Source organism: Streptomyces sp. STR69 (genome assembly GCF_024519455.1).
Classification (GTDB): Bacteria; Actinomycetota; Actinomycetes; order Streptomycetales; family Streptomycetaceae; genus Streptomyces.
Window position 1 is genome coordinate 89,904 of the sequence record NZ_JALJRY010000020.1, and the last position, 24,916, is coordinate 114,819.

Here is a 24,916-nt window from a genome sequence, read left to right on the forward strand (position 1 = left end):
TTCCGCGTGTCGGGCGAATTCCTCGGCCGCTTCCACCGTAACCCGGGAGACGAACGAAAAACGTCGGACCGTGGTTCGATCTTTCGCACCCGCGCGCTGGCTACCGTTTCGGCCATGCCGGAACAGACAGCGCGGAACGTCGGCCCGTCCGGAATCGATATCGCCTACGAACGTTTCGGTGACCCCGACGCACCGCCGATCCTGCTGATCATGGGAGCCGGCGCACAGCTGATCAACTGGCCGGAGGGCTTCTGCCGGGCGCTGGTGGACCGGGGCTCGCACGTGATCCGATTCGACACCCGGGACTCCGGCCGGTCGACACACTTCACCGACGCGCCCGTGCCGGACTTCGCGGCGGCCCTGGCCGGTGACCTCTCGACGGTCGCCTACGCGCTCTCCGACCTGGCGGCCGATACCGTCGGCCTGCTCGACGTGCTCGGCCTCGACGCCGTACACCTCGTCGGCTCGTCGATGGGCGGGATGATCGCCCAGATGATCGCGATCGAGCACCCGGAACGGGTCCGCTCGCTCACCTCGATGATGTCCACGACCGGCGAACCCGGCGTGGGGGAGGCCGACTTCTCGGTGTTCGCCGGACTGGGCGCACCACCGTGGGACCGGGAGGCATTCGTCGAGTGGCAGGTGAGCGCTCTGCGACTTGCCGCATCCCCCGGTTTCGCGTTCGACGCACAGGCAGCGGCCGACCGCGCCGGACGCGTCTTCGACCGGGGCTACGACCCTCTCGGCATCCAGCGTCAGGGCCTCGCGGTCGTGGCGACGGGCGACCGCACCGAACGCCTGCGCTCACTGCGGGTGCCCACGCTGGTCGTGCACGGCGCCGCCGACATCGTGTGCGACGTCAGTGGCGCCCACGCCACGGCCGCCGCCGTACCGGGCGCCGAACTGCTGATCCTCGACGGGATGGGCCACCACCTCCCGCAGGAGATCTGGCTCCAACTCGCCACCCGCATCGGCGAGTTCCTCCGGCCCTCGCGGTGAGGAAATCCGTTGGACAACTCGGCGGCCGGGGGCGAGCGTTGGCGGAATGCAGCAGGAGAAGATCTGGGACGCCGACACCGCCCGGCGGTACGACACCATTGGCATCGGCATGTTCGCGCCCGAGACGTTGGGGCCGACCGTGGACCGGCTCGCACAACTCGCCGGAGACGGCGCGGCACTTGAGTTCGCCGTCGGGACCGGCCGGGTCGCCGTGCCGCTCGCCGAGCGCGGAGTCCCCGTCACCGGCATCGAGTTGTCACGCCCGATGGTGGAGCGACTGCGGACCAAGGCGGACGAGGCGACGATCCCCGTGACCATCGGCGACATGGCGACCACGGTCGTCCCCGGGACGTACAGCCTGGTCTATCTCGTCTACAACACCATCTCGAACCTGCTCACGCAGGCCGCGCAGGTCGAGTGCTTCCGCAACGCCGCCCGCCATCTCGCACCGGGCGGCCGGTTCGTGATCGAGCTCTGGGTACCCGAGCTGCGCAAGCTGCCGCCGGGCCAGCACGCCACCGTCTGGCTGACCGACCCCGACTACATCGGTCTGGACACCTACGACGTCCTCAACCAGCACGTCGTGTCGCACCACTTCCGGTTCGACGGGACCGGGCAGGCGCGGCTCGACCTCAGCCCGCACCGCTACGTCTGGCCGGCCGAACTCGACCTCATGGCCCAGTTGGCGGGCTTCGAACTGGAGACGAGACACGCGGACTGGAACGGGGCCGAGTTCACCGCCGAGTCGACTTCTCATGTCTCCGTCTACCGAGTCCCGGCCACGTCCTGACCACCCGACTCACGTCCGGAGCGGGCCGCCGCCGGTGGCACCCGCGTCCGGGCCGTCCGTCAGCGCGATGCGCGCGATGATGCGCTTGCCGACCGGCTCGCGCCGCGCCTCGAAGCCGCCCGCGACGGCCCGCACGATCTCCAGGCCATGCCGGCCCACCCGTTGGGCGTCCGTGGCGTGGGCGACCGGCAGCACCGGGTCGGAGTCCCACACCTCCACCTCGACCAGGGCACCGACGATCCGCAGATCCATCAACACCGGGCCGGGCGCGTACTTGCGGGCGTTGGTGACCAGTTCGCTGACCACCAACTGCGTGAGATCCATGGCGCGGGCCGACACCGGCAACCCGTACTCGGCCCGTGCCCGGGTGAGGAACATCGCGGCCAGCCGCCGGGCCTCGGCGATGCACGAGCCGTCCCCGTCCAGGGCCACGGTGGACCGCAGGGGCCGAGTCCGCGCCCTGGCCTGCGGCGCTGTGTCGTCGTCCTCCGAAGAGTCTGGTTCCATCCGGATCGTCTCACCGCCTTCCGCGTGCCCCGCGCATACCCCGTGAGGCAACACCCACTCCGTCGATTCCCGTCGGCTCCACCGGACGGCAGGCATCAACCGTACGATGCGGGGCAGCACTTCGGATGAACGTCCTGATCCGTAGCGCTCACCCACTCGTGTATGAGGACAGATGGTGGACACCGAACAAGCGGGGCAGCCGGGGCAGTTGTCGGTCAGGACCGACGTCGTCGACGGCACCTCGGTCGTGACCGCCGCCGGAGAGATCGACCAGCAGACGGCGGGCTCGCTCAGGGAGGCGCTGGACCTGCCGGACGGGGTCGCGCCGCACGTCGTCCTCGACCTGAGCCAGGTCACCTTCATGGACTCCAGCGGCATCAACATCCTCCTCGCCGTCCACCAGACGCTCGCCCACGCGGACGGCTGGCTGCGACTGGCCGGGACCACCCCTCCCGTGCTGCGCATCATCCAGCTCGTCGGCATCGACGGAGTCATCGACTGCTGCCCGACGGTCCAACAGGCCCTCTCTCAGTAACAGTTGGGGCAACGCCGGCGCCCTCCGCAGGCCGGTCCGGAAAACCGCTGTCCTGACGGCGGAGGGCGGTGATAGACATCCGGCGTGACGAAGACTCTCGAATTCCCGGACCTGCTGCGGCTGATCGAAGAACGGTCGACGGCGTTCCGGGCCGCGGTCGCGGCCGCACCCAGCCTCGACGCGCAGGTGCCGACCTGCCCCGAGTGGACACTGCTCGACCTGGTGCATCACCTGGGCACCGTGCATCGCCGCTGGGCCGCCACCGTTGCCGCGGGGCCCGCTGACGGTCGGGCGACCCCGGCCGCCTCGGAAGCGCCCCGGGAGCGGGAGGCACTGCTCGCCTGGTCGGCCGAGTCCACGCAGCAACTCATGGGCGCATTGCGGGAGTTCGGCCCGGATCGTGGCTGCTGGACATGGTGGGGCGACTCGCAGTCCCCGCAGACCTCCGGTGCCGTCGCCCGGCACCAGGTGCAGGAGGCCATGGTGCACACCTACGACGTCCAGATCACCCTGGGTGACCCGCAGCCGCTGCCGGAAGAGGCGGCAGTGGACGGTGTCGAGGAGTTCCTGTTCACCTGTTGCGCGACGGACAGCGCCTGGCCGCACGACCCCGCCACTGTCGACTACCACGCCACCGAAGGCCGATCCTGGCGCCTCGCGCTCTCGGCCGCGGGCGCGCGGGCCACCCTTGTTCCCGCATCCGCGACGATTCCGGCCGACACCGCCTACGCCTCCGCCCGGGCTACGGCCGGTGAACTGGTCCTTTTCCTGTACGGCCGTATCTACGTCGACTCCGTGAAGTACGACGGCGAGCGACGACTCTTCGACCAGCTCATCGCCTGGGACCCGGAGGCCTGACCGAACGCCACCCGGTCACCGCATCCGCTCGGCTAGGGTGCTTCCGGAGGTGGTCAAGTGGCCGACAGCGCACGGGAGTTGAGCGAGTCGCCGGAATCCACGACCGTGGTGGTGATCGGCGCCGGCCCGGCCGGTATGACCGTCGCGAACCTGTTGCAGCAGAGCGGCGTCGACTGCGTCGTGCTGGAACGCCGGAGCCGCGAGTACGTGGCCCAACGGCAGCGAGCCGGCATCGTCGAGACCCGCGCCGTGCGCATGTTCGACTCCTGGGGACTGGCCGACCGCGTCCTGGGCGGTGTCCCGCACGAGGGCATCCTGGAGCTCCGGGTCGACGGCGAACCCCATCTGGTGTCGGACTACGACGGCTCCGAAGGACCGACCGCCCGTCTCTGTCCCCAGCAGATGCTGGTCCAGAAGCTCACCGCCGAGTACCTCGCGAAAGGCGGCGACCTGCGCTTCGAGGCCGCGGACGTCTCCCTGCACGACCTGACCGGCGAGCACCCGACCGTCCGCTACCGCACCGCGGACGGCGGCCTCCGCACCCTCACCTGCGCCTACGTCGCGGGCTGCGACGGCGACCACGGCATCAGCCGCACCTCCGTCCCCGACGGGGCCCTCACGCCGTACGCCTTCGATCACGGCATCGGCTGGCTGACGGTCCTGGCCGACGCCCCGTCCCCGGCCCACCCGCTGCTGGCCGTCAGCCCGCAGGGCTTCGCCGCGCACTTCCCGCGCGGCCCGTACACCAGCCGCTACTACCTCCAGTGCCCGCCCGACGACCACCCCGACGCCTGGCCCGACGACCGCGTCTGGGACGCCCTGCGCACCCGGCTCGGCGACCCGGCCCTCGTCTCCGGCCCGATCACCGACCGCGAGATCTTCCGGCTCCGCAGCCTCGTCCACGATCCGATGCAGTACGGCCGCCTCTTCCTCGTCGGCGACGCGGCGCACATCGTCTCGCCGATGGGCGGCAAAGGGATGAACCTCGCGCTCTACGACGCCGATCTCTTCGCCCGGGCCGTACGTGACTCCGTCCACGACCACGACGACACGGGCCTGCGCACCTACTCGGCGCGTTGTCTGCGCCGGGTCTGGAGCGACCAGGAGTTCTCCCACTGGATGACCGGCATGCTGCACGACGCCGGCGACGCCACCGGCTCCGGCCCCTTCCGGCGCGGGCTGGCCCGCGCCCGGCTCGACCGGCTCTTCACGGCCCCCGGCGCGGCCCGCGCCTTCTCCGAACTCATGACAGGGCTGGAGTTCGGAGAAAGCGCCGGGCCGCCGAGTCGAGGTCAGTGACGGCGCAGATGCCGGACGAAGAACCGCACCGCGCTGTCCGCCTCGAACCTGGGCAGTTCCTTGTGCGCGCCCGAGTTGACGTGCAGTGACTTCTCCTTCGAGGCGAAGGCGTCGAACAGTGCGAGACCGGACGGGCGCGGGATGTGCTCGTCGTCCCACTGGAGAGCGAACTCGATCGGAACGGTGATGCGCCGGGCCGTGTCGGCGAGGGCGTCGTCGTACCAGAAGAGGCCGAACACCGCGGCGGTGATGCGGGGTTCGACCGCGGTCAGCGGTACCCCGATCGCGGTGCCCATGTTCAGGCCGTAGTAGCCGACGGGTCCTTCGGTGCCGATCTCCGGCAGCTCCTGGAGGGCGTCCAGGGTGGCCAGCCACTCCGGTACGGCGCGCTCCGCGAGGTGGGCGTTGTACCGGACGACGATCTCGCCGACGGGTTCGCCCGCCGCCATCGCCCGTTGCATCGCGGCGATCTCCCGCTCGTCGTGTGCCGTGCGGGGGCGCCCGCCGTGGCCCGGTGCGTCGATGACGGCGACGTGGAAACCGGCGTGGGCCACGAGGAGTTGGGCACGGCCCGTCATGGCGGGAGACTTCCGGTGGTTGCCGCCGCCGTGCCCCATCAGAACCAGGGGCGCGCGGTCGGCGCCGGATACCGGCGACCAGAGGGCGCCGGTGACCTCGCCCAAGGTGAAGTCGTGCTGGACGACGCCGTTCGACGTCGTCTCGGCGGTGAAGTGGAAGTGCGTTGAGTTCATGGGGTGTTGCCTTTCGGGATCGCCTTGTCGTGCGGCGCTCCCGGCGACCTCTAGGTCGCTGGCCCAACCGTGGAGAAGAGGGGGAGCACCCACCTGGATACTGCGTTCATGGGTCTCGCCTCCTCGCGTGCGTTCACGGCCTACGGCAAGTTAGCAGCCCGCTCGTGAGCGCGGCCAACGCTTTGTTGCCCGCGGGCCGCCGCCGTACTGCCGTATGCGTGTACATCTAATGTTCTTGACATCTTCCGGGACCGACGACGTAGGTTGAGACGATCGCTCCCGGACGGGTGAAGGCCCCATGCGCGCATGTGACGCCGCACCTCGCGGTGCCGGTCCGGGCGCGCGGCTGATCATTCGCCGGCACGTCGACTACTGCCGTACCGCCTCCGCCGTCTGTCCTTCCGTACGCCCCTGACCCACGTCGGCCCCACGGGCCGTCCGTCTCGACGCGTTCTCGGAAGGAACCCCCATGTCCGGCTCCGCTCTGCGGCTCGCCCTCGAAATCGACGGCGACGGCGCCCATCCCGTGGCCTGGCGCCGCGCCGCTCACTCGCCCGACCACCTGCTGAGCCCGCGCCGGGTGGCCCGTGTCGCCGCCGACGCGGAGAACGCCGGGTTCACCCTGCTCACCCTGGAGGACGGCGCGCTCCCGCCCGGCACCGGCCCGGACGTGGTCGGCCGGATCGGCGCGGTGGAGCGGGCCGCATTCATCGCCGCGTCGACGAGTGTCGTCGGTATCGCACCGGTCGTGCCGCTCACCTACGCCGAACCGTTCCATGTCTCCAGCCAGTTGGCGTCCCTGGACCACATCTCGATCGGGCGTGCCGGGTGGGTGGTGAGCGAGGAGACGCGGCCCGAGGCCGCCTCCGTCTGGGGGCGTCCGCTCGTCGACGGGGCCGTGGTCCGCGCCCGTGAGTCCCGTGACGGCGTCGAGGTCGTCCGCGCACTGTGGGACTCCTGGGAGGACGACGCGGTCATCCGCTCCGTCGCCACCAGCCGCTATCTCGACCGGGACCGGCTGCACTACGTCGACTTCACCGGCGACGCGTACACGGTGAAGGGCCCGGCGATCGTGCCGCGTCCACCGCAGGGCCAACTCGTCGTGCTCGGCCACCCCGCCCGCGTGCCCGCCGGGCAACTCGACATCGCTCTCGTCGAGGGCCGCGACCTCGCCGCCGTCACCGCCGGAACGCCCCTTGCCTTCGCCGAGATCGAGGTCGCTCTCGACACCGCCCACGCCACGGCCGAGGAACGCGTCGCCGACCTCGAACGCCACGCGCCCTGGCCCGACCGGGGACGCCTGCGCCACATCGGCTCGGCCGCCGGACTCGCCCTGCTGCTGGGGGAGTTGAGGGGAGTGGTGGACGGAGTCCGGCTGCACCCGCTGGTGCTGGACGAGGACCTTCCGGAACTCTCCCGGCTCGTCCTGCCCCAACTCTTCGAACGACGGCACGCCCTACGGCCCCTGCCCGCCGCGACCCTGCGCACTCACCTGGGCCTCGACCGGCCCGCGAACCGGTACGCCGCCGCGGCCGTCCAGGAGGAAGCCCGATGACCCGCACCGACCCCCTCGACGTGCCCCACCCGGACGCCCGACTCCACCTCGGCGTCTTCTTCCAGGGCGTCAACCACTGGACCGTCTGGTCCGACCCGGCCAGCGGTTCCCAGATCGACCCCGCCAACTTCCGGCGCGTCGCCCGGACCGCCGAACGTGGCCTGTTCGACGCGTTCTTCCTGGGGGAGGGGCTGCGGCTGCGCGAGGTCGACGGACAGATCCACGACCTCGACGTCGCCGGACGGCCCGACGCCATCACCCAACTCGCCGCGCTGGCCGCCGTGACCGACCGCATCGGCCTGGTCAGCACCTCCAACACCACCTTCAACGAACCCGCCGACCTCGCCCGCCGCCTGTCCGGCCTCGACCTGCTCTCCGAGGGCCGCGCCGGCTGGAACGTGGTGACCACCGACAACGCCTGGACCGGCGCCAACTTCCGCCGCGGCGGCTACCTCGACCACGCCGACCGCTACCGGCGCGCCGAGGAGTTCCTCACCGTCGCCCGCGCCCTGTGGGACGGCTGGACGGACGCGGCCGTCTCCGACTCGGCCGCCGCACCGGCCTGGGCGGCACCCGACGCCGTACGCCAAGTCCGCCACCAGGGACCGCAGTTCGACGTCGACCTCGCACCCACCCTGCCGCGCAGCGCCCAGGGACACCCGGTGATCTTCCAGGCCGGGGACTCCGGCGAGGGCCGCGACTTCGCCGCCCGCAACGCCGACGTCATCTTCTCCGCGCACGGCAACGACTTCGACGACGCGCTCGCCTTCGCCGACGACCTGCGGAGCCGGCTGCGCGCCGTCGGCCGCCCCGAGGACGATCTGCGCATCCTCCCGGGCACCGAGATCATCATCGGCGCCACAGAGGAGGAGGCACTGGAGAAGAAGCGCTGGATCCGCCTCCAACAGGTCACCCCGGCAACGGCGTTGGGCATCGCCGGACTCCTGTGGGGCCTCGACCTGTCCGGCCGTGACGCCGACGGGCCGCTGCCCAAGGAGGACCCGGTCGTCGCCGAGAACGACGGCTCGTTCGGCGCACGGCGCATCGCCGATCCGCGCCAAGTGGTCGCCGAATGGCGGGAGAAGGCCGACGCGAACCGCTGGTCGCTGCGCGAGACCGTCATCGCGCTCGGCCCCCAGCGCGGTCATGTCGGCACCCCGGAGAGACTGGCGGACAAGTTCGCCCACTTCGTCCGGCACGGCGCCGTCGACGGCTTCAACGTCACGCCGTATCTGATCCCCGAAGGCCTGGACGACATCGTCGACCTCCTCGTCCCCGCACTCCAGGAACGCGGCGTCTACCGCACCGAATACACCGGTACGACCCTGCGCGAACACCTCGGCCTGCGCGAGCCGCTCACCCACCGCACCGCCACGGACCGCCGACAGGCGGGCTGAACCACGGCCGCGGTGGCCACCGTCCCCGTGCGCACGGTGGCCACCGCGGGGTGTGTCAGCGGTCCAGCAGGCGAAGGCCCAGGGGAGTCGCCGAGTGCCGTACGAACTGGCCGTCCCGGTGACTGGCGATCAGGCCTCCGTCGCGCAGCACACCGAGCTGGTAACTCGCGCTCGGTAACGCGATGTTGGCCGCCGAAGCCACCTCGGACGTCGTCCTTGGACCATGACCGGCCAGATGCGCCAGTACGGCCGTCCGGGTGCGGCCGAGCAGCCGCTCCAGCCCGTCCCTGCTCGCGCGGACGATCTCCAGGGGCTGTTTGGCGACCGGGTAGACGAGCACGGGCCCGAGCGTGGGGTCCGCGAGGGCGGTGGGCCTGCGCCAGCAGAAGTAGGACGGGACGAGCAGCAGGCCCCGCCCCTGCAGATGCAGTTCGCGGTCGACGGGATAGTCCACCTCCAGCACGGGAGCGCGCCAATGGGCGTGCGGGCGCAGGCTGTTGAGGAGGGCGGAGGTGCCGCCGTCGAGGAGCGCGCGGGAGCGCAGGTCGACATCGTCGACGACGGCGGCCAGAACCCAGGGCCAGTACGGTTCGAGCAGGGTCCGGCAGGACAGTTCCAGGGCCCGCGTCAGCGCCCCCAGGGCCTTGGTTCCAGGCCGGTCGAGGGCGGAGACCCACGACGGCAGCGGACGGGACTCGGCGAGCCGGGACAGCTCACGGGTCAACCGGGCGCGGGAGGTGGCCCGTACCTCGTCGAGACCGCCGGCCAGACCACCGCCCGTGACGGACGGCGTGAGGAAGTCGGGGATGTAGCCCACGGGAGGAATCAGCGTCCGCAACGGCAGCAGGGCCTGCCCGGCCCGCGGGTCCCTGGCCAGCCCGTCGCGCACTGAGCGGCGCCAGTGCCCGAATTCGAGCGCCCCCTGTCGGCTGTCCAACCGGCAGACACCACACACGAGTTCCCACAACGTATGGGGCCGGCGGGCGACCCGGATGCTCTGCAGGTCCCGCGAGGTGAAGTGAATTCTGAGCATGCGACCTCATTCCCGCGCGTGGTCAGTGCGCGTGATCGGTGGGGGGTCACAGCCGCACAGAATCCGGCGCGCCCCTCATGGTGACGACTGAGAGGCGCGCTTGGTTGTCGGACCGGGCTTCAGACGCCGCCCCGCTCACGCGGAATCTTCTGCCCCGCTTCGATGGCGACCGGCAGGCGGTTCTCCGCCGGTGGCAGGGGGCAGGTGGCCAGGTCGGTATAGGCGCAGGGGAGGTTGGCCGCGCGGTTGAAGTCCAGGACAACCGTGCCGTCGGCGGCGGGCGGGGCGAGCGCGAGGGCCCGGTTCGCTGCGTAGGTGGTTACTCCGGAGGTGGTGTCCGTGAAGAGAACGAGCAGCGTGCCCGGCCCGCGTCCGGGGAACGCGGTCAGGGCCAGCGGGTGCCCGTCCAGTTCGAAATCGACCCGGCCCGGGGCGTCGTACACGTGCTCAAGGCCCTCGACCGCCGCACCCACGGTCGTCGGGCGCGGCGTCTCGAAGGCCGTGTACCGTCCCCGGACCACCCAGCGCGGATCGGGCGCGTAGGCGGGGGTACCGGCGAAGGCGGTGCGCAGCGGCGAGTCCGGGTGCCGGGGCCGGACGATGTCGTGCCCGCCGCGCCTGGCCACCTCGATCACGGCGTCACCCCACACCGCGTCGACACCGCCCCGCTCGGGCAGCACGCCGAAGCGGTGCTCACCCCGCACGGGCGTTCCCGCTACGACGAGTTCCTCACCGTCGTCGAGGGCTACGGCGACCCCGGCGTCGTCGGTCCACCAGGCACCCGGCGCGTCCGGGAACCGCTGCGGCCGGTCGTCGAGCCAGTGCAGTCCGGTGATCGCCAGGAATCCGTGCGGGGCGGCGAGCCGTTCCTCCTGACCGCGGTACCACTCCAGCCATTCCTGGGCGAAGGCCTGCAGATCCGTCGCAGTGAGGTCAACGGTCATGATCGCTCCTTCGTCGCACGAGGCTCGGCCTCGAAACGGTGTCGTACCAGTGCCAACCCCGGCCGCCCGGCGAGGGATTCCGGCCCATGTGTGACAGCTTCGTGTCGGGATGGAGCGCGACCCGGTCGGTCAGTGGGCGTAGTCGATGGTGTTGTTGTTCGCGAGGACGAAGGTCGACGTAGGGACCGTCGTTGTCGCTGATCAGGCGGCGCAGGGCCGGTGACCAGGCGCGGTACCGGTCCAGTCGGCGAGAACGCGCTGGATGACGTAGATGTGGATGCGGTCGCCGTCGGCCGCGGCGGCGCTGCCCTGGCCGACGAGTTCGGCGATTGAATCAGGCCTGCTCGCTCACGAACCGCTCCACCTTCAGGTCGGTGAGTGAGTCCATCGCGTCCAACTGCTGCGCGGCTGCCACGAGTTGATCGTATTCGGCGCGGCGGATGGAGATGCGGAAGCACTCGATCACGTGCGCCAGATCGTCGATGGCCATGTCGGTCTCGTCGTTGTCGATCAGATCGATGACCGTGGACAGTGATCTCGCGGGTCTCGCATCGATGCCCGCTCGACGCACCAGGCTCTGGGCGACCGAACGGATGAGCGCCTCCGGTGAGTTGGGCGATTCGATGCGCGGGGGCTGTTCTCTCCGTCTGCGAAATCGCATGTCAGCCGACCTCGTTGAGCGGTGGATCAGGAGATCTCCTCGGTGCCGAGGAGTCCTGGGTGACCATACCGCGTTGCGGATGACGCGCTCCTCGCCCTCGTTCAGGCCGAGGAGCGCGTACACGTTCAGCTGCGCGTCCATGCAGGCCACGACGGCGAGGTGCTTGGCGGGAGGCAGGGGGAGCGGACCTTCGAAGGTCTCCGCGTAACGGGTGTTGTTGGCCGGCAGTTCATCGGTCACGGACATGGTGGACCTCGGTTCTCGTGTGTTCTCAGGGGCGCTGTGCGGGAGTGGTGCTCGGGACGGGCGCACGGCAACAGAACACATCGAGAACGTAGGCGCGACGCGCAAGCGACGGGTGGCCGAAGCGGCGACGTCGGCTCAACTTGTGCGCGACGGACGCCTTGTTGGCGCGAGTCGAAGTGAAACGCGGCTCACCGGGCAGTCGTCCCCATGCACATGCCGTCATCGACGGCTGTCGTGTTCCGGGACTGTCGAAGGATGTTGAAGATCATTGATGGAGAGCCAGAAGGCGGAAGAGAAGAAAAGGGAAGAGAAGAAGCAGGCACCTAAACGCAAGGTGCTCGATCTGACCGCGGTGCAGGTGGTGGCGAGTGCGCTGGCCACCGTGGTGGGCGCCGTGCTGGCGTCCTTGCTGGGGGTGACGGGGACGATCATCGGCGCCGCCGTGGTCAGCACCAGCGCGACCACTGGTGCCGCCGTCTTCCAGCACGCTTTCCGACGGACGGGTGAGGGGATCCGCCGGCGGGTGCCGTCGGTGGCGATGGCTCTGACGCCCACTGAGGAGCGGGCGATGCAACGCGCGGATGCCCGGGCGGCGTTCGCCCTGTCGGACGACACCCCGGCCGGTGACAAGACACCGACGGCCACCCCCTCCGACGACGAGTCGGTGACCACCTATCGGACCGGCTCCTTCCGGAAGTCCATCGGCTGGAAGAAGTTCGCGCTGGCGACAGGCCTGGTGTTCGCTCTGGCGATGGTCACGGTGACCGCGGCCGAGCTGGTCATGGGCAAGCCGATAGCCGCCGCGGTACGGAACGAATCGGGCAAGGGCACGTCGTTGGGCGGCGGTTCGGCCGGGACGCCCACTCCCGCACACAGCCCGACACCCACACCGCTCGCGTCCAGCGGTGCGGGATCACAGCCGAGCGGTTCGGCCTCGCCGTCCGCGAGCGCCGAGCCGGACACGAGCTCCAGTACCGGCGCGGGCGCCGGTCGGAGCACCGGCTCCAGCCCCGAGACCTCGGCGTCGACCGTGCCGTCCGCGAGCAGCGGCGCCGTCAACAGCGCCGACGCCACCACTCGTTGAGCGCCGCTCCGGCTGAGCGCAGGCTGTCGTACGAAGGCGGTCGACCCTACTGAGGTGTCCGGTTCGCCTCGGCCGGCGCGCGGTCGGCGGGACGGTCGGGAAGGGCGAGCTGCCTGCCGAACCTCCGTGCGGCGAGGAGCGCGAGCAGGGCCGTGAGTGCCGCCAGCGCGGCGAGAACGGCCAACAGCCCCGCCGACCAGGGCGGCACGGCGGTGATCCGCAGCGCCTGGGACAGTCGCGTGGAGTGGAACCGTCCGTCGAACAGCTGGATCGCCGCCAACGCGGCCGGTACCACCGTGGACACGGCCAGCACGGGCAGCCCGCCGTGGAACACCAGCGCCGGCGCCAGCAGGACGCACAGGATCGAGACCCCGAGCGCGAAACCGTAGGCGGCACCCGAGGCCCCGTCCCGGTGCAGCGGGAAGTAGGACAGCCCGCACAGCAGGAGCGCCGCCGCCGCGAACAGCCGGGGCCAGACCGGGAGTTCGGCGCGCCGAACCGCCGTGCGCGCAGGCCGTGGACGTCGTCGGCGAGCCGGACGCTCACCCGGGTGCTCCGGCCCGTGCGTGCCCGCCGGGACAGGTCCGGTCGCCTCCGACCTGGCGGCGGCCTGAACGGTGGACCGATCTGCCGCCGCTCCCGCGGCCCGGACGGGTGCGTCCTGTTCCTCGGCCAGGCGGCCGATCAACTGGACGAGTTCCTCGACGGGTCGGCCGGCCGCGGCCCGTACCGCCTCCTCGCCGCAGTGCGGTTCCAGCGGAGCCCGGTGCAGCAGGGCCATCAGCCGGGTGACCTCCTCCACCGGTCGGCATTCGGCCGCCGCGCGGATCGTTTCGTCGGCGGAGTCGAGATGGCGCGGTGGCTGCGTCAGCAGGGTCACGAGGCGCGTCACGTCCTCCACGGACCGGTCCACACCGATCGTCCGCAGGGCGTCGACGGTGGCCTGCGCGTACTTCGGTGACTGCTCCAGCAACGTGATGAGCTGGAGGACCTCCTCCAACGGCCGGTCGGTGACGGCGGCATGCACCAGGCTGTGCATCGGATCGACGTACTCACCCTCGGAGCCGCGCTGAGTGGGACCCTCCTGCGACGGACGTGCTGTCGGCGGCGATCCGTCGGTGGGCCCTCCGTCGGAGGGCGCGAGCGGGTGGACCGCGCTGCCTTGAGGTATTTCGTGTTGGTCCGGGCTGGGCGGGAAAGAGCGGGTGGTCATGCTCGGCTCCATGAAGAGGGTGATGCTGCTATCGCCCCCCGAAGCGCGATGAACAAGCTGATCCTGTCCAGTAGTAGGCGCCTGCCGTCCGCGCCGCCACGCGGATGGGCCACCCGTGTGACGTACGCAGGTCACACATCCCGGCACGGGCCTGATTGACGGTCCGGAGAGCCGCGCCGTACGCTCCCCCTGTAGTGATGGCATAAGGAAGCTGGTGGAATTCCAGCACGGTCGCGCCACTGTGAGCCCGCCGCCGGAAGGTGGTGGGCGAGTCAGACACTGAACCCTCACTCGCCCGTACACGCAAGGGACGCACGATCCCGAAGGAGGGCTCACCTTGAGCAGCATTTCCACATCCCGTCCGGTGTCCACGCCGGTTGTCCTGCCGATCTCGAAGTCGATCGTCTGGCTGGTCGGTACCGCGCTGATCGCGCTGGCCGTCTACTACTTCATCGGTGTCGACCAGGGTGCCGTGTCGGTGTTCGGCAACGACATGCACATCCACGAGTTCGTCCACGACGCCCGCCACTTCCTCGGCTTCCCCTGCCACTGACCCTCCGCCGGCACCTGGACGTACGGACAACTCGACATGGAAAAGAAGCTCATACTGCGCGGCGTCCTCGCCGGCGCAGTCGCGGGCCTGCTCGCCTTCGTGTTCGCGCGGATCTTCGCCGAACCACAGATCGCCAAGGCCATCGACTACGAGAGCGGTCGTGACGCCGCCCAGAACGCGCTGGACAAGGCCGCGGGGCTGCCCGTCGAGGGCGCCGACCCCGATCTGTTCAGCCGCACCATCCAGGCCAATGTGGGCATCGGCGTCGGCATGGTCTTCTTCGGTATGGCGATGGGCGCGCTGTTCGCCGTCGCCTACACCGTCTGCCTCGGCCGCACCGGCGGTCTGCGGGCACGCAGCCTCGCGCTTCTCGTCGCCGCCGGCGGATTCCTCGGCATGTACCTGGTGCCGTTCCTGAAGTACCCGGCCAACCCGCCCGCGATCGGCCACGAGGAGACCATCCAGCAGCGCGGCGCCCTGTACCTGATCATGGTCGTGTGCTCCGTCGCCTTCCTCGCGGGCGCGGTCTACCTCGGCAAGCGGCTCCAGGCCCGCTTCGGCAACTGGAACGCCGGCCTCCTCGCCGGTGCCGCCTTCGTCGTCGCGATCGGGATCGTCATGCTGCTTCTGCCGCAGCTCGGCCATCTCTCGTACAACAAGGCCAACTTCGGCAACCACGCCACCGAGACGCCGCTCCCGCTGACCGACTCCAAGGGCCACATCGTCTACCCGGGCTTCCCGGCCGACGTGCTGTTCAACTTCCGCTTCTACTCCGTCGCCGCGCAGCTCATCCTCTGGACGGCCCTCGGCCTGATCTTCGCCCCGCTCGCCGAACGCCTCCTCCGGCCCGCGCGCCCGGACGCCACCACCCCGTCACAGGAGCCGGACCCCGTCCCGGCGTGACCAACTCCCCACGACGAGCTCGGTGATCGAGGAGATCACCGCGCTCGGTCCGTCACACTGTGCGGGCGACTCCCGAGGAAGTAGTCGTACACGTGGGCCGATGGGGGTTTGCTCGTGTCCATGCCGTCCGCACCTGATTCGGCAGCTGTCATTCCGGTCCCCCTGTGATCCGTCGGCGGGCAGTGTGCCTGACGCCCGTAACTCGATCTCCAACTGGCCGACATCCACAGGGTGTTGGACTAGTGCACGGAGAACCCGCCGTCGACGAAGACCGACTGCCCGGTGACATAGGCGGAGGCGCGGCTCGCCAGGAACACCGCGGCGCCCGCGAAGTCCTCGGCAAGTCCGTTGCGCCCGACCATCGTTCGGGCGGCCAGCGCCGCCACCTTCTCGGGGTCGTCCGACAGCCGCGCGTTGAGCGGGGTCATCACGAACCCCGGCACCAGCGTGTTGCAGGTGACGCCGTACGGCGACCACGCCTCGGCCTGCGACCGGGCCAGCGACTCCAGCGCGCCCTTGGACACCCCGTAGGCGCCGCTCTGCACGAACGCGCGATGCGCCTGCTGGGAGGTGATGTGGATGATCCGCCCGAAGCCCCGCTCGGCCATACCGGGACCGAAGCGCTGCCCCAGGAGGTAGGGCGCCTCCAGGTTCACCGCCATCGTGGTGTCCCACACGTCCTCGCCCAACTCGCCCATCGGTGGCCGGAGGTTGATCCCGGCGCTGTTCACGAGAATGTCCGGCTCGCCGAACATCCCGGCCGCGGCCTCCGCCGCCGTACGCACCCCGTCACGTGTCCCCAGATCGCCGCTCACCCACGCCGCCCGGCATCCCTCCGCCACCAACTCGTCGACAGCAGCGGCCAGTTCCTCCTCCTTGCGGGCGACTACGACGACCCGGGCCCCCGCCCGCGCGAGCGCCCCGGCGATCGCCCGCCCGATGCCGGAACTACCGCCCGTCACCACGGCCACCCGGCCGTCCAGCGAGAACATGTCGAAGAGATAGTCACGAGAGATCATCACCGCAGCCTAGGCGCCCGCCCCCGCGATCCGGTCCCGGGGGACGGGCCTCTCGCACCGACGGCACCAACTAGGTACCATCGAGGTATGCCATCACTGAACGTGTCCTTCACCGAAGAGGAACTCGACGGAGTGCGTGCCGCCGCCGCGGCCGAGGGGAAGAGCCTCAAGCAGTACCTGCACGACCTCGGCGTCCGCGAGATGCAGCGCGGCCGGTTCGTCGCCGGCGCGTCCGCGTGGGCCGAGCGGCTGCGCGGCGAGTTCGACGACGCCTTCCCCGAGGAGGTGCCGCCCTCCGAGCGCGGTGGGGCCGCGGCGGCCTGATGCACCTGTACATCGACGTCTCCTGGCTGCTCGACGTCCAAGAGGCCGCCCTCTCCGACGAGGACATGTCGGTCTCGGACTACTCCGCGCTCGTGGCCGCCGTAGCCAGGCACAAGACCAAGCTGCCGACCCTCGCCGCCGCCGACCCGGACGCTGCTTGGCGGGCCGCCGCGCTCATGCACACCATCGTGCGCCTGGAGCCGCTGCCGCACCGCAACAGCCTGTACGCCGCGTTCGTCGCCGCCCAGTACATGGGCCAGTCCGGCGAGGGCATCGACCCGCCCTACGGCGCCCTCTCCGAACTCGTCCGCAAGATCCGCGACACCCGCGTCGGGGTCGTGGCCGTCGCCGACCAGCTGCGCTCCTGGAAGGTCTGACCTGGTCCTTCCCGGATCCCCGCGACCGGGTGGCCGTACCTCTGCGTACGCTGGTCCCGTGTCAGCCGCCCGCCTCCGCCGTGTCGCCGTCCTCGTCCTCGAAGGCGCCAAACCGCTCGACGTCGGTATCCCCGCGCAGGTCTTCACGACACGGGCGAGCATGCCGTACGAGGTGCGGCTGTGCGGTGCGGCTCCCGGTCTGGTCACGGGCGGCGACGGCCTGTCGTACCACGTCGCCGACGGCCTCGACGCGCTGACCTGGGCCGACATCGTCTTCGTCCCCGGCTACCGGTTCCCGGACCGTGAGGACCCGCCGCAGACTGTCCTCGACGCGCTGAACACCGCCCACGACCGGGGCGCACGGCTCGCCGCGATCTCCACGGGCGCCTTCGCACTCGCCGCCACCGGCCTGCTCGACGGCAAGCGCGCCACGACCCACTGGCACTACACGCGGGCACTCGCGGCGAAGTACCCGCTCGTCAAAGTCGACGAGAACGTCCTGTTCGTCGACGAGGGCAGCATGCTGACCTCGGCGGGCGCCGCCTCCGGCATCGACCTCTGCCTGCACATCCTGCGCGGCGACCTCGGAGTGGCCGCCTCCAACCACGCGGCCCGGCGTCTGGTCGCGGCCCCCTACCGCAGCGGCGGCCAGGCGCAGTACGTGCCGCGCAGCGTGCCCGAGCCGCTCGGCGAACGGTTCGCCGCCACCCGCGAGTGGGCCCTGCACCGACTCGGCGAGCCCCTCACCCTCGAAACACTGGCCCGGCAGGCCGCGGTCTCACCGCGCACGTTCTCGCGGCGCTTCGTCGACGAGACCGGTTACACGCCGATGCAGTGGGTCATGCGCGCCCGTATCGACATGGCCCGCGAACTGCTCGAACGGTCCGAGCGCAGCGTCGAGCAGATCGCCGCCGACGTCGGCCTCGGTACCGGCGCGAACCTCCGGCTGCACTTCCACCGCCTGCTCGGCACCACACCGAGCGAGTACCGGCGCACCTTCGCCCAGGGGGAGTAGCCGAGGCCCCGCGACCGCCTTGGCGAAATCCTTTTGAACCATGGCGATCACGCCACTGTCACCGACCGTTGCCGCGCGGGAGCCTGGTGTGGAACCGAAGGGACTTCACTTATGACTCGCATCGCCATCAATGGATTCGGCCGCATCGGACGCAATGTGCTGCGCGCCCTGCTCGAACGCGACAGCTCCCTCGAAGTCGTCGCCGTCAACGACCTTACCGAGCCCGCCACTCTGGCCCGGCTGCTCGCCTTCGACACGACGTCCGGCCGGCTCGGCCGTCCCGTCTCCGTCGACGGAGACACCCTTGTCGTCGACGGTCGGCGCATCAAGGTGCTCGCCGAGCGCGAACCGGCGGACCTGCCCTGGGCCGAGCTCAATGTCGACCTCGTCCTTGAGGCCACGGGCCGTTTCACCTCCGCCAAGGCGGCCCGCGTCCACCTCGACGCGGGCGCGCGCAAGGTGCTCGTCAGCGCGCCCTCGGACGGCGCCGACGTCACGCTCGCGTTCGGGGTGAACAACGACGCCTACGACCCGGCCACGCACACGATCGTCTCCAACGCCTCCTGCACGACCAACGCGTTGGCACCCCTGGCCGCGGTACTGGACGAACTCGCCGGTATCGAGCACGGTTTCATGACCACGGTGCACGCCTACACGCAGGAGCAGAACCTGCAGGACGGCCCGCACCGGGACGCCCGCCGTGCCCGTGCCGCCGCGGTCAACATCGTGCCGACCACGACGGGCGCCGCGAAGGCGATCGGTCACGTCCTGCCGAACCTCGACGGCAAGCTCTCTGGCGACTCGATCCGGGTGCCCGTACCGGTGGGCTCGATCGTCGAGCTCAACACCACGGTTTCCCGAGACGTGACCCGCGAGGACGTGCTGGCGGCCTACCGCACCGCGGCCGAGGGACCCCTCGCGGGCGTCCTGGAGTACTCCGAGGACGCGCTCGTGTCCTCCGACATCACCGGCAACCCGGCCTCGTCGATCTTCGACTCGGCCCTCACCCGCGTCGATGGCCGCCATGTGAAGGTCGTCGCCTGGTACGACAACGAGTGGGGCTTCTCCAACCGGGTGATCGACACCCTGGAACTCCTCGCCGCCGGCTGACCGAGACAACGCGGGGCGGGCGTCGGGATGCGGGTGACCACTGTCCGCCGACGCGACCGGTGCTGCCGTAGTGTCTGGCCATGTCCGAGTCGCCCCGCCCCGTTCCGCTCGCGCCCGCCGTGCCCCGCCGAGCCCGTGAACTCGGGCTCGGTGCAGGTGAGTTGCCCACCGGGACGCACAACGCGATTACGGACGTGCCCGGCATCCGGGTCGGGCACACCACACTGATCCGCCCGCCGCACGTGCACAGCGGCGTCACCGCGATCGTGCCCGAAGGAGTGGGCCCCGCAGGCCCGTTGCCCGCCGGGGTGTTCGCGGGCAACGGCTACGGCAAGCTCCTCGGCACCACGCAGATCGCCGAACTCGGCGCGCTGGAAACCCCGGTGCTGCTCACCTCGACCCTGTCCGCCTTCCGGGTCGCGGACGCCCTGGTCGGCTGGGTCCTGGAACGGCCCGAGGGGGCGGACGCCCGGAGCGTGAACCCCGTGGTGGGGGAGTGCAACGACGGTCTCCTGTCCGACATCCGGTCGCGTCCGGTCCGCGAGGAACACGTCCGCGCCGCGCTCGACACCGCGTCCACCGGGCCGGTCGCCGAGGGCTCGGTCGGCGCGGGCACCGGGATGACCGCGCTCGGTTTCAAGGCCGGTATCGGCACCTCGTCGCGACGCGTACCGCTCGCGGGCCGGGAGACGACGCTCGGCGTGCTGGTGCAGGCCAACTTCGCCGGCACCCTCCGGGTACACGGCCGTACGGTCACTCCCGGCGACGTGGGCGTCCCCACCGAGGAGTCCGACTTCGGTCCGGAGACCGGCTCCTGCATGGTCGTGGTCGCGACCGACGCGCCCCTGGACGCCCGCCAACTCACCCGGCTCGCCCGCCGCGCCGTCTACGCACTGGCCCGGGTCGGTGCGGGCTACGGCCACGGCAGCGGCGACTACGGCCTCGCGTTCGGCACCCGTCCTCTGGGCACGCCCGCCGGACCGGCGGTGGTGCCCGATGCCGGGCTGGATGTCCTCTTCGGCGCGGTGCTGGACGCCGTGGAAGAGGCGGTGCTGAACTCACTGCTGACCGCGACCCGGGTGACGGGCCCGCGCGGGCACACCCGTTGGCCGTTGCCCGCGGCAGCGCTGCTCAGTCTGCTGCGGTGAGGTTGCGCTCGTACCAAGTGCCTTGCTTGCCACCGATCTCGGCCGGGAGTGCGCGGCCGACCGGGACGAACCCGGTCTTGGCCAGCACCTTCTGAGACGCGGTGTTCGCGTCCGAGGTGGCCGCCCGCAGCGTACGCAGACCGTGTCGTGTCGCCGCCAGCCGACACAGCTCTTCGACGGTCGCGGTCGCCACGCCCTGCCCGGCGACGTGCCGTGCCACCCGGTAGCCGAGGTCGGCGCTGCCGCCCTCGACGAGGTCGAACAGGTTGAACCTGCCGAGGACCGAGCCGTCCTCGGCGACGAGCACATGGAAGGCGCAGACTCCGGCTTCCTGCTCGGCCAGCAGGGCGTCGTACCGGTCGGTGAAGTGCTCGAAGTAGTCGTCGCCGCGGTCGGTGACGGAGGCGGCGAAGTAGGCGCGGTTCGCCAGCTCGAAGGCCAGGACCGCCGGGGCGTGATCGGCGCGCAGCCGCTGCAACTCGGGCACCGCCCGACTCTACCCAGGCGGGCCACCTGCGCGGCAAGTCACTTTCTGACGAGGAAACAGGTCCCGTCCGCGTCCCGTATCTCCGGCACACCCAGGTAGCCGAGGTCCTGTACGAAGCGCTGCCGTGACACCGGGGCGTCGCCGGCCGAGTGCGGCGTGCATCTCCCAGACCGCGGGGACCACGTCCATGACCGCGGGGGCCGGTGCCTCAGCCGGGCTCCAGCCCCGCGTCCCGTGCCAGCAGCGCCGCCTGTACCCGGTTCTCGCACCGCAGCTTCGTCAGGATCCGGCTGACGTACGTCTTCACCGTCGCCTCGCTCACATGGATCCGCTCGCCCGCGTCGGCGTTCGACAAGCCCTCACCGAGCAGTGCGAGCACTTCCAGCTCGCGGGTGCTCAGCGTCTCCAGCCGCCGCCGCGCCTCCTCGCCACGCGCCGCGGACTGCCCCGAGGCGAGAGAGTCGACCACATGGCGGGTGGCGGCCGGCGACAGATACGCGTTCCCGGCCGCAGCCGCCCGCACGGCCTGGATCAGTTCGGCCGGCGCCGAGTCCTTCAGCAGGAACCCGGCGCCTCCCTGGCTCAGCGCACGCAGCACGTTCTCCCGCTCGCCGAACGTCGTCAGGATCAGCGGACGTACGGCCGGTGCCACTCGCCGCAGCTCGGCCAGTGCGGACAACCCGTCCAGCACGGGCATCTGGATGTCCAGCAGCGCCACGTCGACGGAGTGGGCGCGGACCAGGTCGACCGCCTCGCGACCGTTGGCCGCCTCCACCACGACGTCGATGTCGTCGGCGGAGGTGAGGATCATCCTGATGCCCGCCCGGATGAGCGGTTCGTCATCCGCGACGAGGACTCTGATCACAACTCTCCTGCAGAACGTGCGGCGATGGCTGCTACTTGACCAAGTAGGCCCTTTTCTCGATCAGTTTGCCGTCCTTGAAGCAGAAGCGGTAGGCGGGCATCTTGTCACCCTGGTTCGGCCAGTCCTCCGTCGACAGGTACGACGCGCACGTCGCTCCCCGCGGTACAGCGGGCGACTGGTCGTCGTCTATGGACCCGGCCAGGAACGACTTACCGTGCGGCAACCTGTCCCGCACAGCCGTCTCGGTGTCCCCGACCTTCGCGGAGTTGTAGACGGACGGCTGGATCATGAGTTTGTCGGACTCCTTCTCCACCAGGTTGACGATCAGCACGACGGCCAGTACCCCGAGAACCAGGAAGGTCACCACTGCGGCACTGCACCCGATCACGAGGCCTTTCCCCTTGCGTCCCATGGCGATGTCGAACTCCTTCTGCCTGTCCGGCGCACCGGACCAGTCGATGTCCGCACCACCGTCGCCGGGCAGCACCCCTTCGCTCTGCCCCCGGAAGTCGTTCGCCCCGTCGACGAACGTCGTTCCTTTCCGCATCGAGTCCGCCCGCAGCTGGTCCCCGTCCGGCGTGCGCGACGGGGGGCCGTACGGCAGAACGCCCGCGACCCGGAACCCGCCCTCGGCCGTGGAGCCCGTGTGCACCATGCCGCCGACCAGTCGGGCCCGCTCCTGAAGGCCCGTGAGGCCCTGCCCGCCGCTGACCACGGTGTGCCGTCCGCCGCCGGTCGTCACCGGAATCGGCCCGTTGGCGACCTCGACCACCAGGGAGTCCGGCTCGTACCGCAACTCGACGGCGATCGATGCCCCCGGCGCGTGCTTCAGGGCGTTGGTCAGCGACTCCTGCACGATCCGGTATGCCGCGTGGTCGGCGGCGGGGGTCAGTTGCCGTGCCTCGCCCGCCTGCCGTAGCTCCACGACCGAATGCGCGCCGCGCGACGTCGCCACCAGGGCGGCTATCCCCGCCACACCCCTGGCCGCGGGCTCCGGGTCGGCCTCCTGCTCCCGGGCCCGGTCCGGTGTGCCGTCGTGCAGGATGCCGACGGCCTCGCGCAGTTCGTGCATCGCGGCCACGGACGCCTCCCGCAGGATGCCGACCACCTCGCGCTGCCCGTCCGTCAGGTCCCGGTCCACCTCCAGGGCGCCCGTGTGGACGGCGATCAGCGCCAGTTGGTGGCCGAGGCTGTCGTGCATGTCCTGCGCGATGCGCTGCCGCTCGCGCAGGCGTGCGTGGGACGCGATGATCTCGCGTTCGCGCAGCAGTTGGGCGTTGTGCTCGTGCAACGCGTGCACGAGCCTGCGCCGCTGGGCGCGGTAGCGACTGGTGAGACCGGGCACGACCGTCGTCGCCAGGAACGCGAGCGTGGTGAACACCAGCGTTTGCACCGTGAACAGGCCGAGTGGCGATTGGCTGACGGACAGTCCCGTGTAGAGGACATAGGTGGTCCCGAACAGTGCGAGCGCCCGCCGCGGCGCCTCGATCCGCGCCCCGGCCGACCAGCTCGCGGCCATCAGCACGAGCCCGAAACTGCCGAACCCACCGGCGATCGCACCCGTGAGAACCAGCACGGTCGCCGGGAAGGACCGCCGCAGCAGCGAGAGCACCATGGCGGTCACCGCCCCGGCGATCATCAGCGGCACGCCCTCGCCGATGAAACTCAGCATCCCGATCAGGCCCAGCGCGAGGGCCAGCACCGCTTCGCCGACGACCTGCCGCCGGGACCACAGATGTGCCGCACCCAACTGCTTCCGGACCTCGCGCGCCTTCGTCTTCACGTCCACGCGCCAACGGTAGACATCAACGCCCGCGCGCACAGCCTCCGTTCGTCGCAACCACGAGCGACCAAAGTCGTACGGCGGGCCGAGGCGTCGGCAGGCCAAGCCACGTGTTGTCGAGAGTCCGTCAGCCGTTGTCGCTGAAGGACTTGACCTGGCACTCCACCCTGTACTTGTCGAAGCCGGGCAGGTTCATGCTGTCACCGCTGACCAGTCCCCAATTCCCGTCGGAGACCACGCTCTTGATCCCGTGACCGTTCATGCACTTGACCATGGCCCGCACACCGTCGATGTGGCGGCGATTCCTCGCCGGATCCATTTCCACCGGCTGAAGAGGGTATTTCAAGTCGCACGCGGAACGGGTCGTCGAGGAACTCCCGGTGCCGGAGGATGGCCGACTCCGCACGACACCCGTACGCCATCGGCCTGTTGGGCTCATGCCCTGACATCGCCGGCCGTGCGCGGCAGCTCAGCCAACTACGACCGAGTCGTCCGCTCGTCGCGCCACCGCCCGCCCCCTGACCTGCAAGAGCTTCTGCACCGACACTTGGTCGAAGGGGCCACGGGCTGCTCAGGACCGATTCCATACAAGCGTATAGCGCCAGAACAATCGCCGCCGCACTCGTGCGCCGGGGAGGACGTCTCTGGCTTCACGGACGATGTCGTCGAAGGTCATGTCCGCTGAGCGAGTAGGGGCCGTCATGGAGACGGGCCGCTGCGCGGGGCGCCCCTTGTTCTTCAGCCAGCCCGTGGCGGCGTTGGCCGGAATGGCGATGGCGCCGAGCAGGTGGTCTGCCGGGGTCTGTGCGCGGGACAGGCCGACGATCACCAGGGTTCCTCCCGGCGCCAGCTGACGGCGGAAACGGGTGAGTGCCTGGGCGAACGGCAGGTGGTGGATCGTGGCGACGCACGTGATGACGTCGTATGGGCCTGCCGGGGATTCGGTAATTGCATCCGCGACGGTGAAGGTGACGGGGAGTCCGGAAGGGGTCAGCTTTCGGGCCTGAGCTGTGATCACCGGATCGGAATCGACGGCCTGCACAGAGTCGGCTCGTCCGGCGAGGAGTCTTGCAAGGTCGCCGCTGCCGGAACCGACGTCCAGGGCGCGGTGGAAGCGCCTCGGCAACTGCCGCAGGATCCAGCGATGGTAGTGGGCGTTGTGGTCCCAGGGATAAGCGGCGTTGAAGCGTTCAAGAGCCCGCAGCGCACGAGGCGACAAGATCTTCATTGCCGCAGTCCATCAAGTTCCTGCGGCATGCGCACCCTGTTCCGAACAGAGTTCAATCGCCTGCGGGTTGTCGGACGCAGCCCATCGCCCGACGGTGCGCGGGGTGCGGCCGATGTCACCCCTGGCTTGACTCCCCGTATGACCTGACCGACGCCCGATACGTCGAACAACTTCTGTCCCAACGCTGTACGGGATTCCGGTGTTCGAGATACCGTCACCACGCAGCTGCCG

At 70.4% G+C, this 24,916-nt stretch carries 27 protein-coding genes, 1 pseudogene and 1 riboswitch; of the genes and pseudogenes, 15 read left to right on the top strand and 13 right to left on the bottom strand.

Annotated elements, in window-relative coordinates:
* Positions 1 to 114: 114 nt before the first annotated feature.
* Positions 115 to 999 carry an alpha/beta fold hydrolase gene (locus OC490_RS32635; RefSeq protein ID WP_262061625.1) on the top strand — a complete coding sequence of 295 codons (885 nt, stop codon included), beginning with the start codon at positions 115 to 117 and terminating at the stop codon, positions 997 to 999.
* Between the two features lie 46 nt (positions 1,000 to 1,045).
* Positions 1,046 to 1,789, top strand: a complete 744-nt coding sequence (locus OC490_RS32640; RefSeq protein ID WP_262061626.1) for a class I SAM-dependent DNA methyltransferase — start codon at positions 1,046 to 1,048, stop codon at positions 1,787 to 1,789.
* Between the two features lie 9 nt (positions 1,790 to 1,798).
* Here OC490_RS32640 and OC490_RS32645 read toward each other — a convergent pair whose 3' ends face one another.
* The gene (locus tag OC490_RS32645) at positions 1,799 to 2,296 is read right to left on the bottom strand and encodes an ATP-binding protein (protein WP_262061627.1); all 498 of its coding nucleotides are present in this window, start codon (positions 2,294 to 2,296) and stop codon (positions 1,799 to 1,801) included.
* 172 nt (positions 2,297 to 2,468) lie between these two features.
* Between OC490_RS32645 and OC490_RS32650 the strand changes: the two genes are divergently transcribed.
* The 3 genes from OC490_RS32650 to OC490_RS32660 all read left to right on the top strand — a co-directional run bounded on the left by OC490_RS32650 (position 2,469) and on the right by OC490_RS32660 (position 4,988).
* Positions 2,469 to 2,831, top strand: a complete 363-nt coding sequence (locus OC490_RS32650; protein ID WP_262061628.1) for an STAS domain-containing protein — start codon at positions 2,469 to 2,471, stop codon at positions 2,829 to 2,831.
* A gap of 84 nt (positions 2,832 to 2,915) precedes the next feature.
* The gene (locus OC490_RS32655) at positions 2,916 to 3,689 is read left to right on the top strand and encodes a maleylpyruvate isomerase family mycothiol-dependent enzyme (RefSeq protein WP_262061629.1); all 774 of its coding nucleotides are present in this window, start codon (positions 2,916 to 2,918) and stop codon (positions 3,687 to 3,689) included.
* A 57-nt stretch (positions 3,690 to 3,746) separates the two neighbouring features.
* Positions 3,747 to 4,988 carry a 4-hydroxybenzoate 3-monooxygenase gene (locus OC490_RS32660; protein ID WP_262061630.1) on the top strand — a complete coding sequence of 414 codons (1,242 nt, stop codon included), beginning with the start codon at positions 3,747 to 3,749 and terminating at the stop codon, positions 4,986 to 4,988.
* Here OC490_RS32660 and OC490_RS32665 read toward each other — a convergent pair.
* Positions 4,982 to 5,740, bottom strand: a complete 759-nt coding sequence (locus OC490_RS32665) for an alpha/beta hydrolase (RefSeq protein WP_262061631.1) — start codon at positions 5,738 to 5,740, stop codon at positions 4,982 to 4,984. The genes OC490_RS32660 and OC490_RS32665 overlap by 7 nt on opposite strands.
* Positions 5,741 to 6,209: 469 nt before the next feature.
* Between OC490_RS32665 and OC490_RS32670 the strand changes: the two genes are divergently transcribed.
* The gene (locus OC490_RS32670) at positions 6,210 to 7,295 is read left to right on the top strand and encodes an LLM class flavin-dependent oxidoreductase (RefSeq protein ID WP_262061632.1); all 1,086 of its coding nucleotides are present in this window, start codon (positions 6,210 to 6,212) and stop codon (positions 7,293 to 7,295) included.
* The gene (locus OC490_RS32675) at positions 7,292 to 8,692 is read left to right on the top strand and encodes an NtaA/DmoA family FMN-dependent monooxygenase (RefSeq protein WP_262061633.1); all 1,401 of its coding nucleotides are present in this window, start codon (positions 7,292 to 7,294) and stop codon (positions 8,690 to 8,692) included. The genes OC490_RS32670 and OC490_RS32675 overlap by 4 nt, the downstream gene beginning before the upstream one ends.
* A gap of 55 nt (positions 8,693 to 8,747) precedes the next feature.
* On the opposite strand, the gene OC490_RS32680 is transcribed toward OC490_RS32675, so the two are convergent.
* The 4 genes and pseudogenes from OC490_RS32680 to OC490_RS49425 form a co-directional block, all read right to left on the bottom strand.
* A complete protein-coding gene (locus OC490_RS32680; RefSeq protein ID WP_262061634.1) occupies positions 8,748 to 9,725 on the bottom strand; it encodes an ArsR/SmtB family transcription factor in 978 nt (325 codons plus the stop codon).
* Positions 9,726 to 9,844: 119 nt separating this feature from the next.
* The gene (locus OC490_RS32685) at positions 9,845 to 10,669 is read right to left on the bottom strand and encodes a DUF1684 domain-containing protein (RefSeq protein WP_262061635.1); all 825 of its coding nucleotides are present in this window, start codon (positions 10,667 to 10,669) and stop codon (positions 9,845 to 9,847) included.
* A gap of 172 nt (positions 10,670 to 10,841) precedes the next feature.
* Positions 10,842 to 11,014 (bottom strand): annotated as a pseudogene (locus OC490_RS32690) (FAD-dependent monooxygenase); the annotation flags it as partial.
* Entirely contained in the window at positions 11,004 to 11,576 is a 573-nt protein-coding gene (locus OC490_RS49425; RefSeq protein WP_315986718.1) for a hypothetical protein, read from the bottom strand. The gene OC490_RS49425 and the pseudogene OC490_RS32690, both read right to left, overlap by 11 nt.
* 271 nt (positions 11,577 to 11,847) lie before the next feature.
* Here OC490_RS49425 and OC490_RS32700 point away from each other — a divergent pair, with 271 nt between their 5' ends.
* The gene (locus tag OC490_RS32700; RefSeq protein ID WP_262061636.1) at positions 11,848 to 12,660 is read left to right on the top strand and encodes a hypothetical protein; all 813 of its coding nucleotides are present in this window, start codon (positions 11,848 to 11,850) and stop codon (positions 12,658 to 12,660) included.
* 46 nt (positions 12,661 to 12,706) lie between these two features.
* Here the strand turns inward: OC490_RS32700 and OC490_RS32705 are convergent, their stop codons facing one another.
* The gene (locus OC490_RS32705) at positions 12,707 to 13,873 is read right to left on the bottom strand and encodes a hypothetical protein (protein ID WP_262061637.1); all 1,167 of its coding nucleotides are present in this window, start codon (positions 13,871 to 13,873) and stop codon (positions 12,707 to 12,709) included.
* A 206-nt stretch (positions 13,874 to 14,079) separates the two neighbouring features.
* Positions 14,080 to 14,153: riboswitch (cobalamin riboswitch) on the top strand.
* A gap of 57 nt (positions 14,154 to 14,210) precedes the next feature.
* Between OC490_RS32705 and OC490_RS32710 the strand changes: the two genes are divergently transcribed.
* Together OC490_RS32710 and OC490_RS32715 are read left to right on the top strand one after the other, a co-directional pair.
* Positions 14,211 to 14,426, top strand: a complete 216-nt coding sequence (locus tag OC490_RS32710; RefSeq protein WP_262061638.1) for a CbtB domain-containing protein — start codon at positions 14,211 to 14,213, stop codon at positions 14,424 to 14,426.
* Between the two features lie 36 nt (positions 14,427 to 14,462).
* Positions 14,463 to 15,329, top strand: a complete 867-nt coding sequence (locus OC490_RS32715; RefSeq protein ID WP_262061639.1) for a CbtA family protein — start codon at positions 14,463 to 14,465, stop codon at positions 15,327 to 15,329.
* Positions 15,330 to 15,568: 239 nt separating this feature from the next.
* Here OC490_RS32715 and OC490_RS32720 read toward each other — a convergent pair whose 3' ends face one another.
* Positions 15,569 to 16,348 (bottom strand): SDR family NAD(P)-dependent oxidoreductase, encoded by a 780-nt coding sequence (locus tag OC490_RS32720; protein WP_262061640.1) that lies wholly within the window; start codon positions 16,346 to 16,348, stop codon positions 15,569 to 15,571.
* 87 nt (positions 16,349 to 16,435) lie between these two features.
* Between OC490_RS32720 and OC490_RS32725 the strand changes: the two genes are divergently transcribed.
* The 5 genes from OC490_RS32725 (at position 16,436) to OC490_RS32745 (ending at position 20,322) form a co-directional block, all read left to right on the top strand.
* Positions 16,436 to 16,672 (top strand): hypothetical protein, encoded by a 237-nt coding sequence (locus OC490_RS32725; protein ID WP_026179556.1) that lies wholly within the window; start codon positions 16,436 to 16,438, stop codon positions 16,670 to 16,672.
* Entirely contained in the window at positions 16,672 to 17,049 is a 378-nt protein-coding gene (locus OC490_RS32730; RefSeq protein WP_019075518.1) for a hypothetical protein, read from the top strand. The genes OC490_RS32725 and OC490_RS32730 overlap by 1 nt, the downstream gene beginning before the upstream one ends.
* A 58-nt stretch (positions 17,050 to 17,107) precedes the next feature.
* Positions 17,108 to 18,064, top strand: a complete 957-nt coding sequence (locus OC490_RS32735; protein ID WP_262061641.1) for a GlxA family transcriptional regulator — start codon at positions 17,108 to 17,110, stop codon at positions 18,062 to 18,064.
* A gap of 111 nt (positions 18,065 to 18,175) precedes the next feature.
* The gene (gene gap, locus OC490_RS32740; RefSeq protein ID WP_262061642.1) at positions 18,176 to 19,174 is read left to right on the top strand and encodes a type I glyceraldehyde-3-phosphate dehydrogenase; all 999 of its coding nucleotides are present in this window, start codon (positions 18,176 to 18,178) and stop codon (positions 19,172 to 19,174) included.
* An 80-nt stretch (positions 19,175 to 19,254) separates the two neighbouring features.
* Positions 19,255 to 20,322 carry a P1 family peptidase gene (locus tag OC490_RS32745; RefSeq protein WP_262061643.1) on the top strand — a complete coding sequence of 356 codons (1,068 nt, stop codon included), beginning with the start codon at positions 19,255 to 19,257 and terminating at the stop codon, positions 20,320 to 20,322.
* Here the strand turns inward: OC490_RS32745 and OC490_RS32750 are convergent.
* The 5 genes from OC490_RS32750 to OC490_RS32770 all read right to left on the bottom strand — a co-directional run bounded on the left by OC490_RS32750 (position 20,306) and on the right by OC490_RS32770 (position 24,685).
* Positions 20,306 to 20,809: a GNAT family N-acetyltransferase gene (locus tag OC490_RS32750; RefSeq protein ID WP_262061644.1), complete on the bottom strand. Its 504-nt coding sequence runs from the start codon at positions 20,807 to 20,809 to the stop codon at positions 20,306 to 20,308. The two genes, OC490_RS32745 and OC490_RS32750, sit on opposite strands and share 17 nt — an antisense overlap.
* A 208-nt stretch (positions 20,810 to 21,017) precedes the next feature.
* Positions 21,018 to 21,674 carry a response regulator transcription factor gene (locus OC490_RS32755; RefSeq protein ID WP_262061645.1) on the bottom strand — a complete coding sequence of 219 codons (657 nt, stop codon included), beginning with the start codon at positions 21,672 to 21,674 and terminating at the stop codon, positions 21,018 to 21,020.
* A gap of 31 nt (positions 21,675 to 21,705) precedes the next feature.
* Positions 21,706 to 23,463, bottom strand: coding sequence for a sensor histidine kinase (locus OC490_RS32760; protein ID WP_262061646.1), 1,758 nt, complete (start codon positions 23,461 to 23,463; stop codon positions 21,706 to 21,708).
* Positions 23,464 to 23,584: 121 nt separating this feature from the next.
* Positions 23,585 to 23,719, bottom strand: coding sequence for a hypothetical protein (locus OC490_RS32765; RefSeq protein WP_262061647.1), 135 nt, complete (start codon positions 23,717 to 23,719; stop codon positions 23,585 to 23,587).
* A gap of 309 nt (positions 23,720 to 24,028) precedes the next feature.
* Positions 24,029 to 24,685, bottom strand: a complete 657-nt coding sequence (locus OC490_RS32770; RefSeq protein WP_262061648.1) for a class I SAM-dependent methyltransferase — start codon at positions 24,683 to 24,685, stop codon at positions 24,029 to 24,031.
* Positions 24,686 to 24,916: the final 231 nt, after the last annotated feature.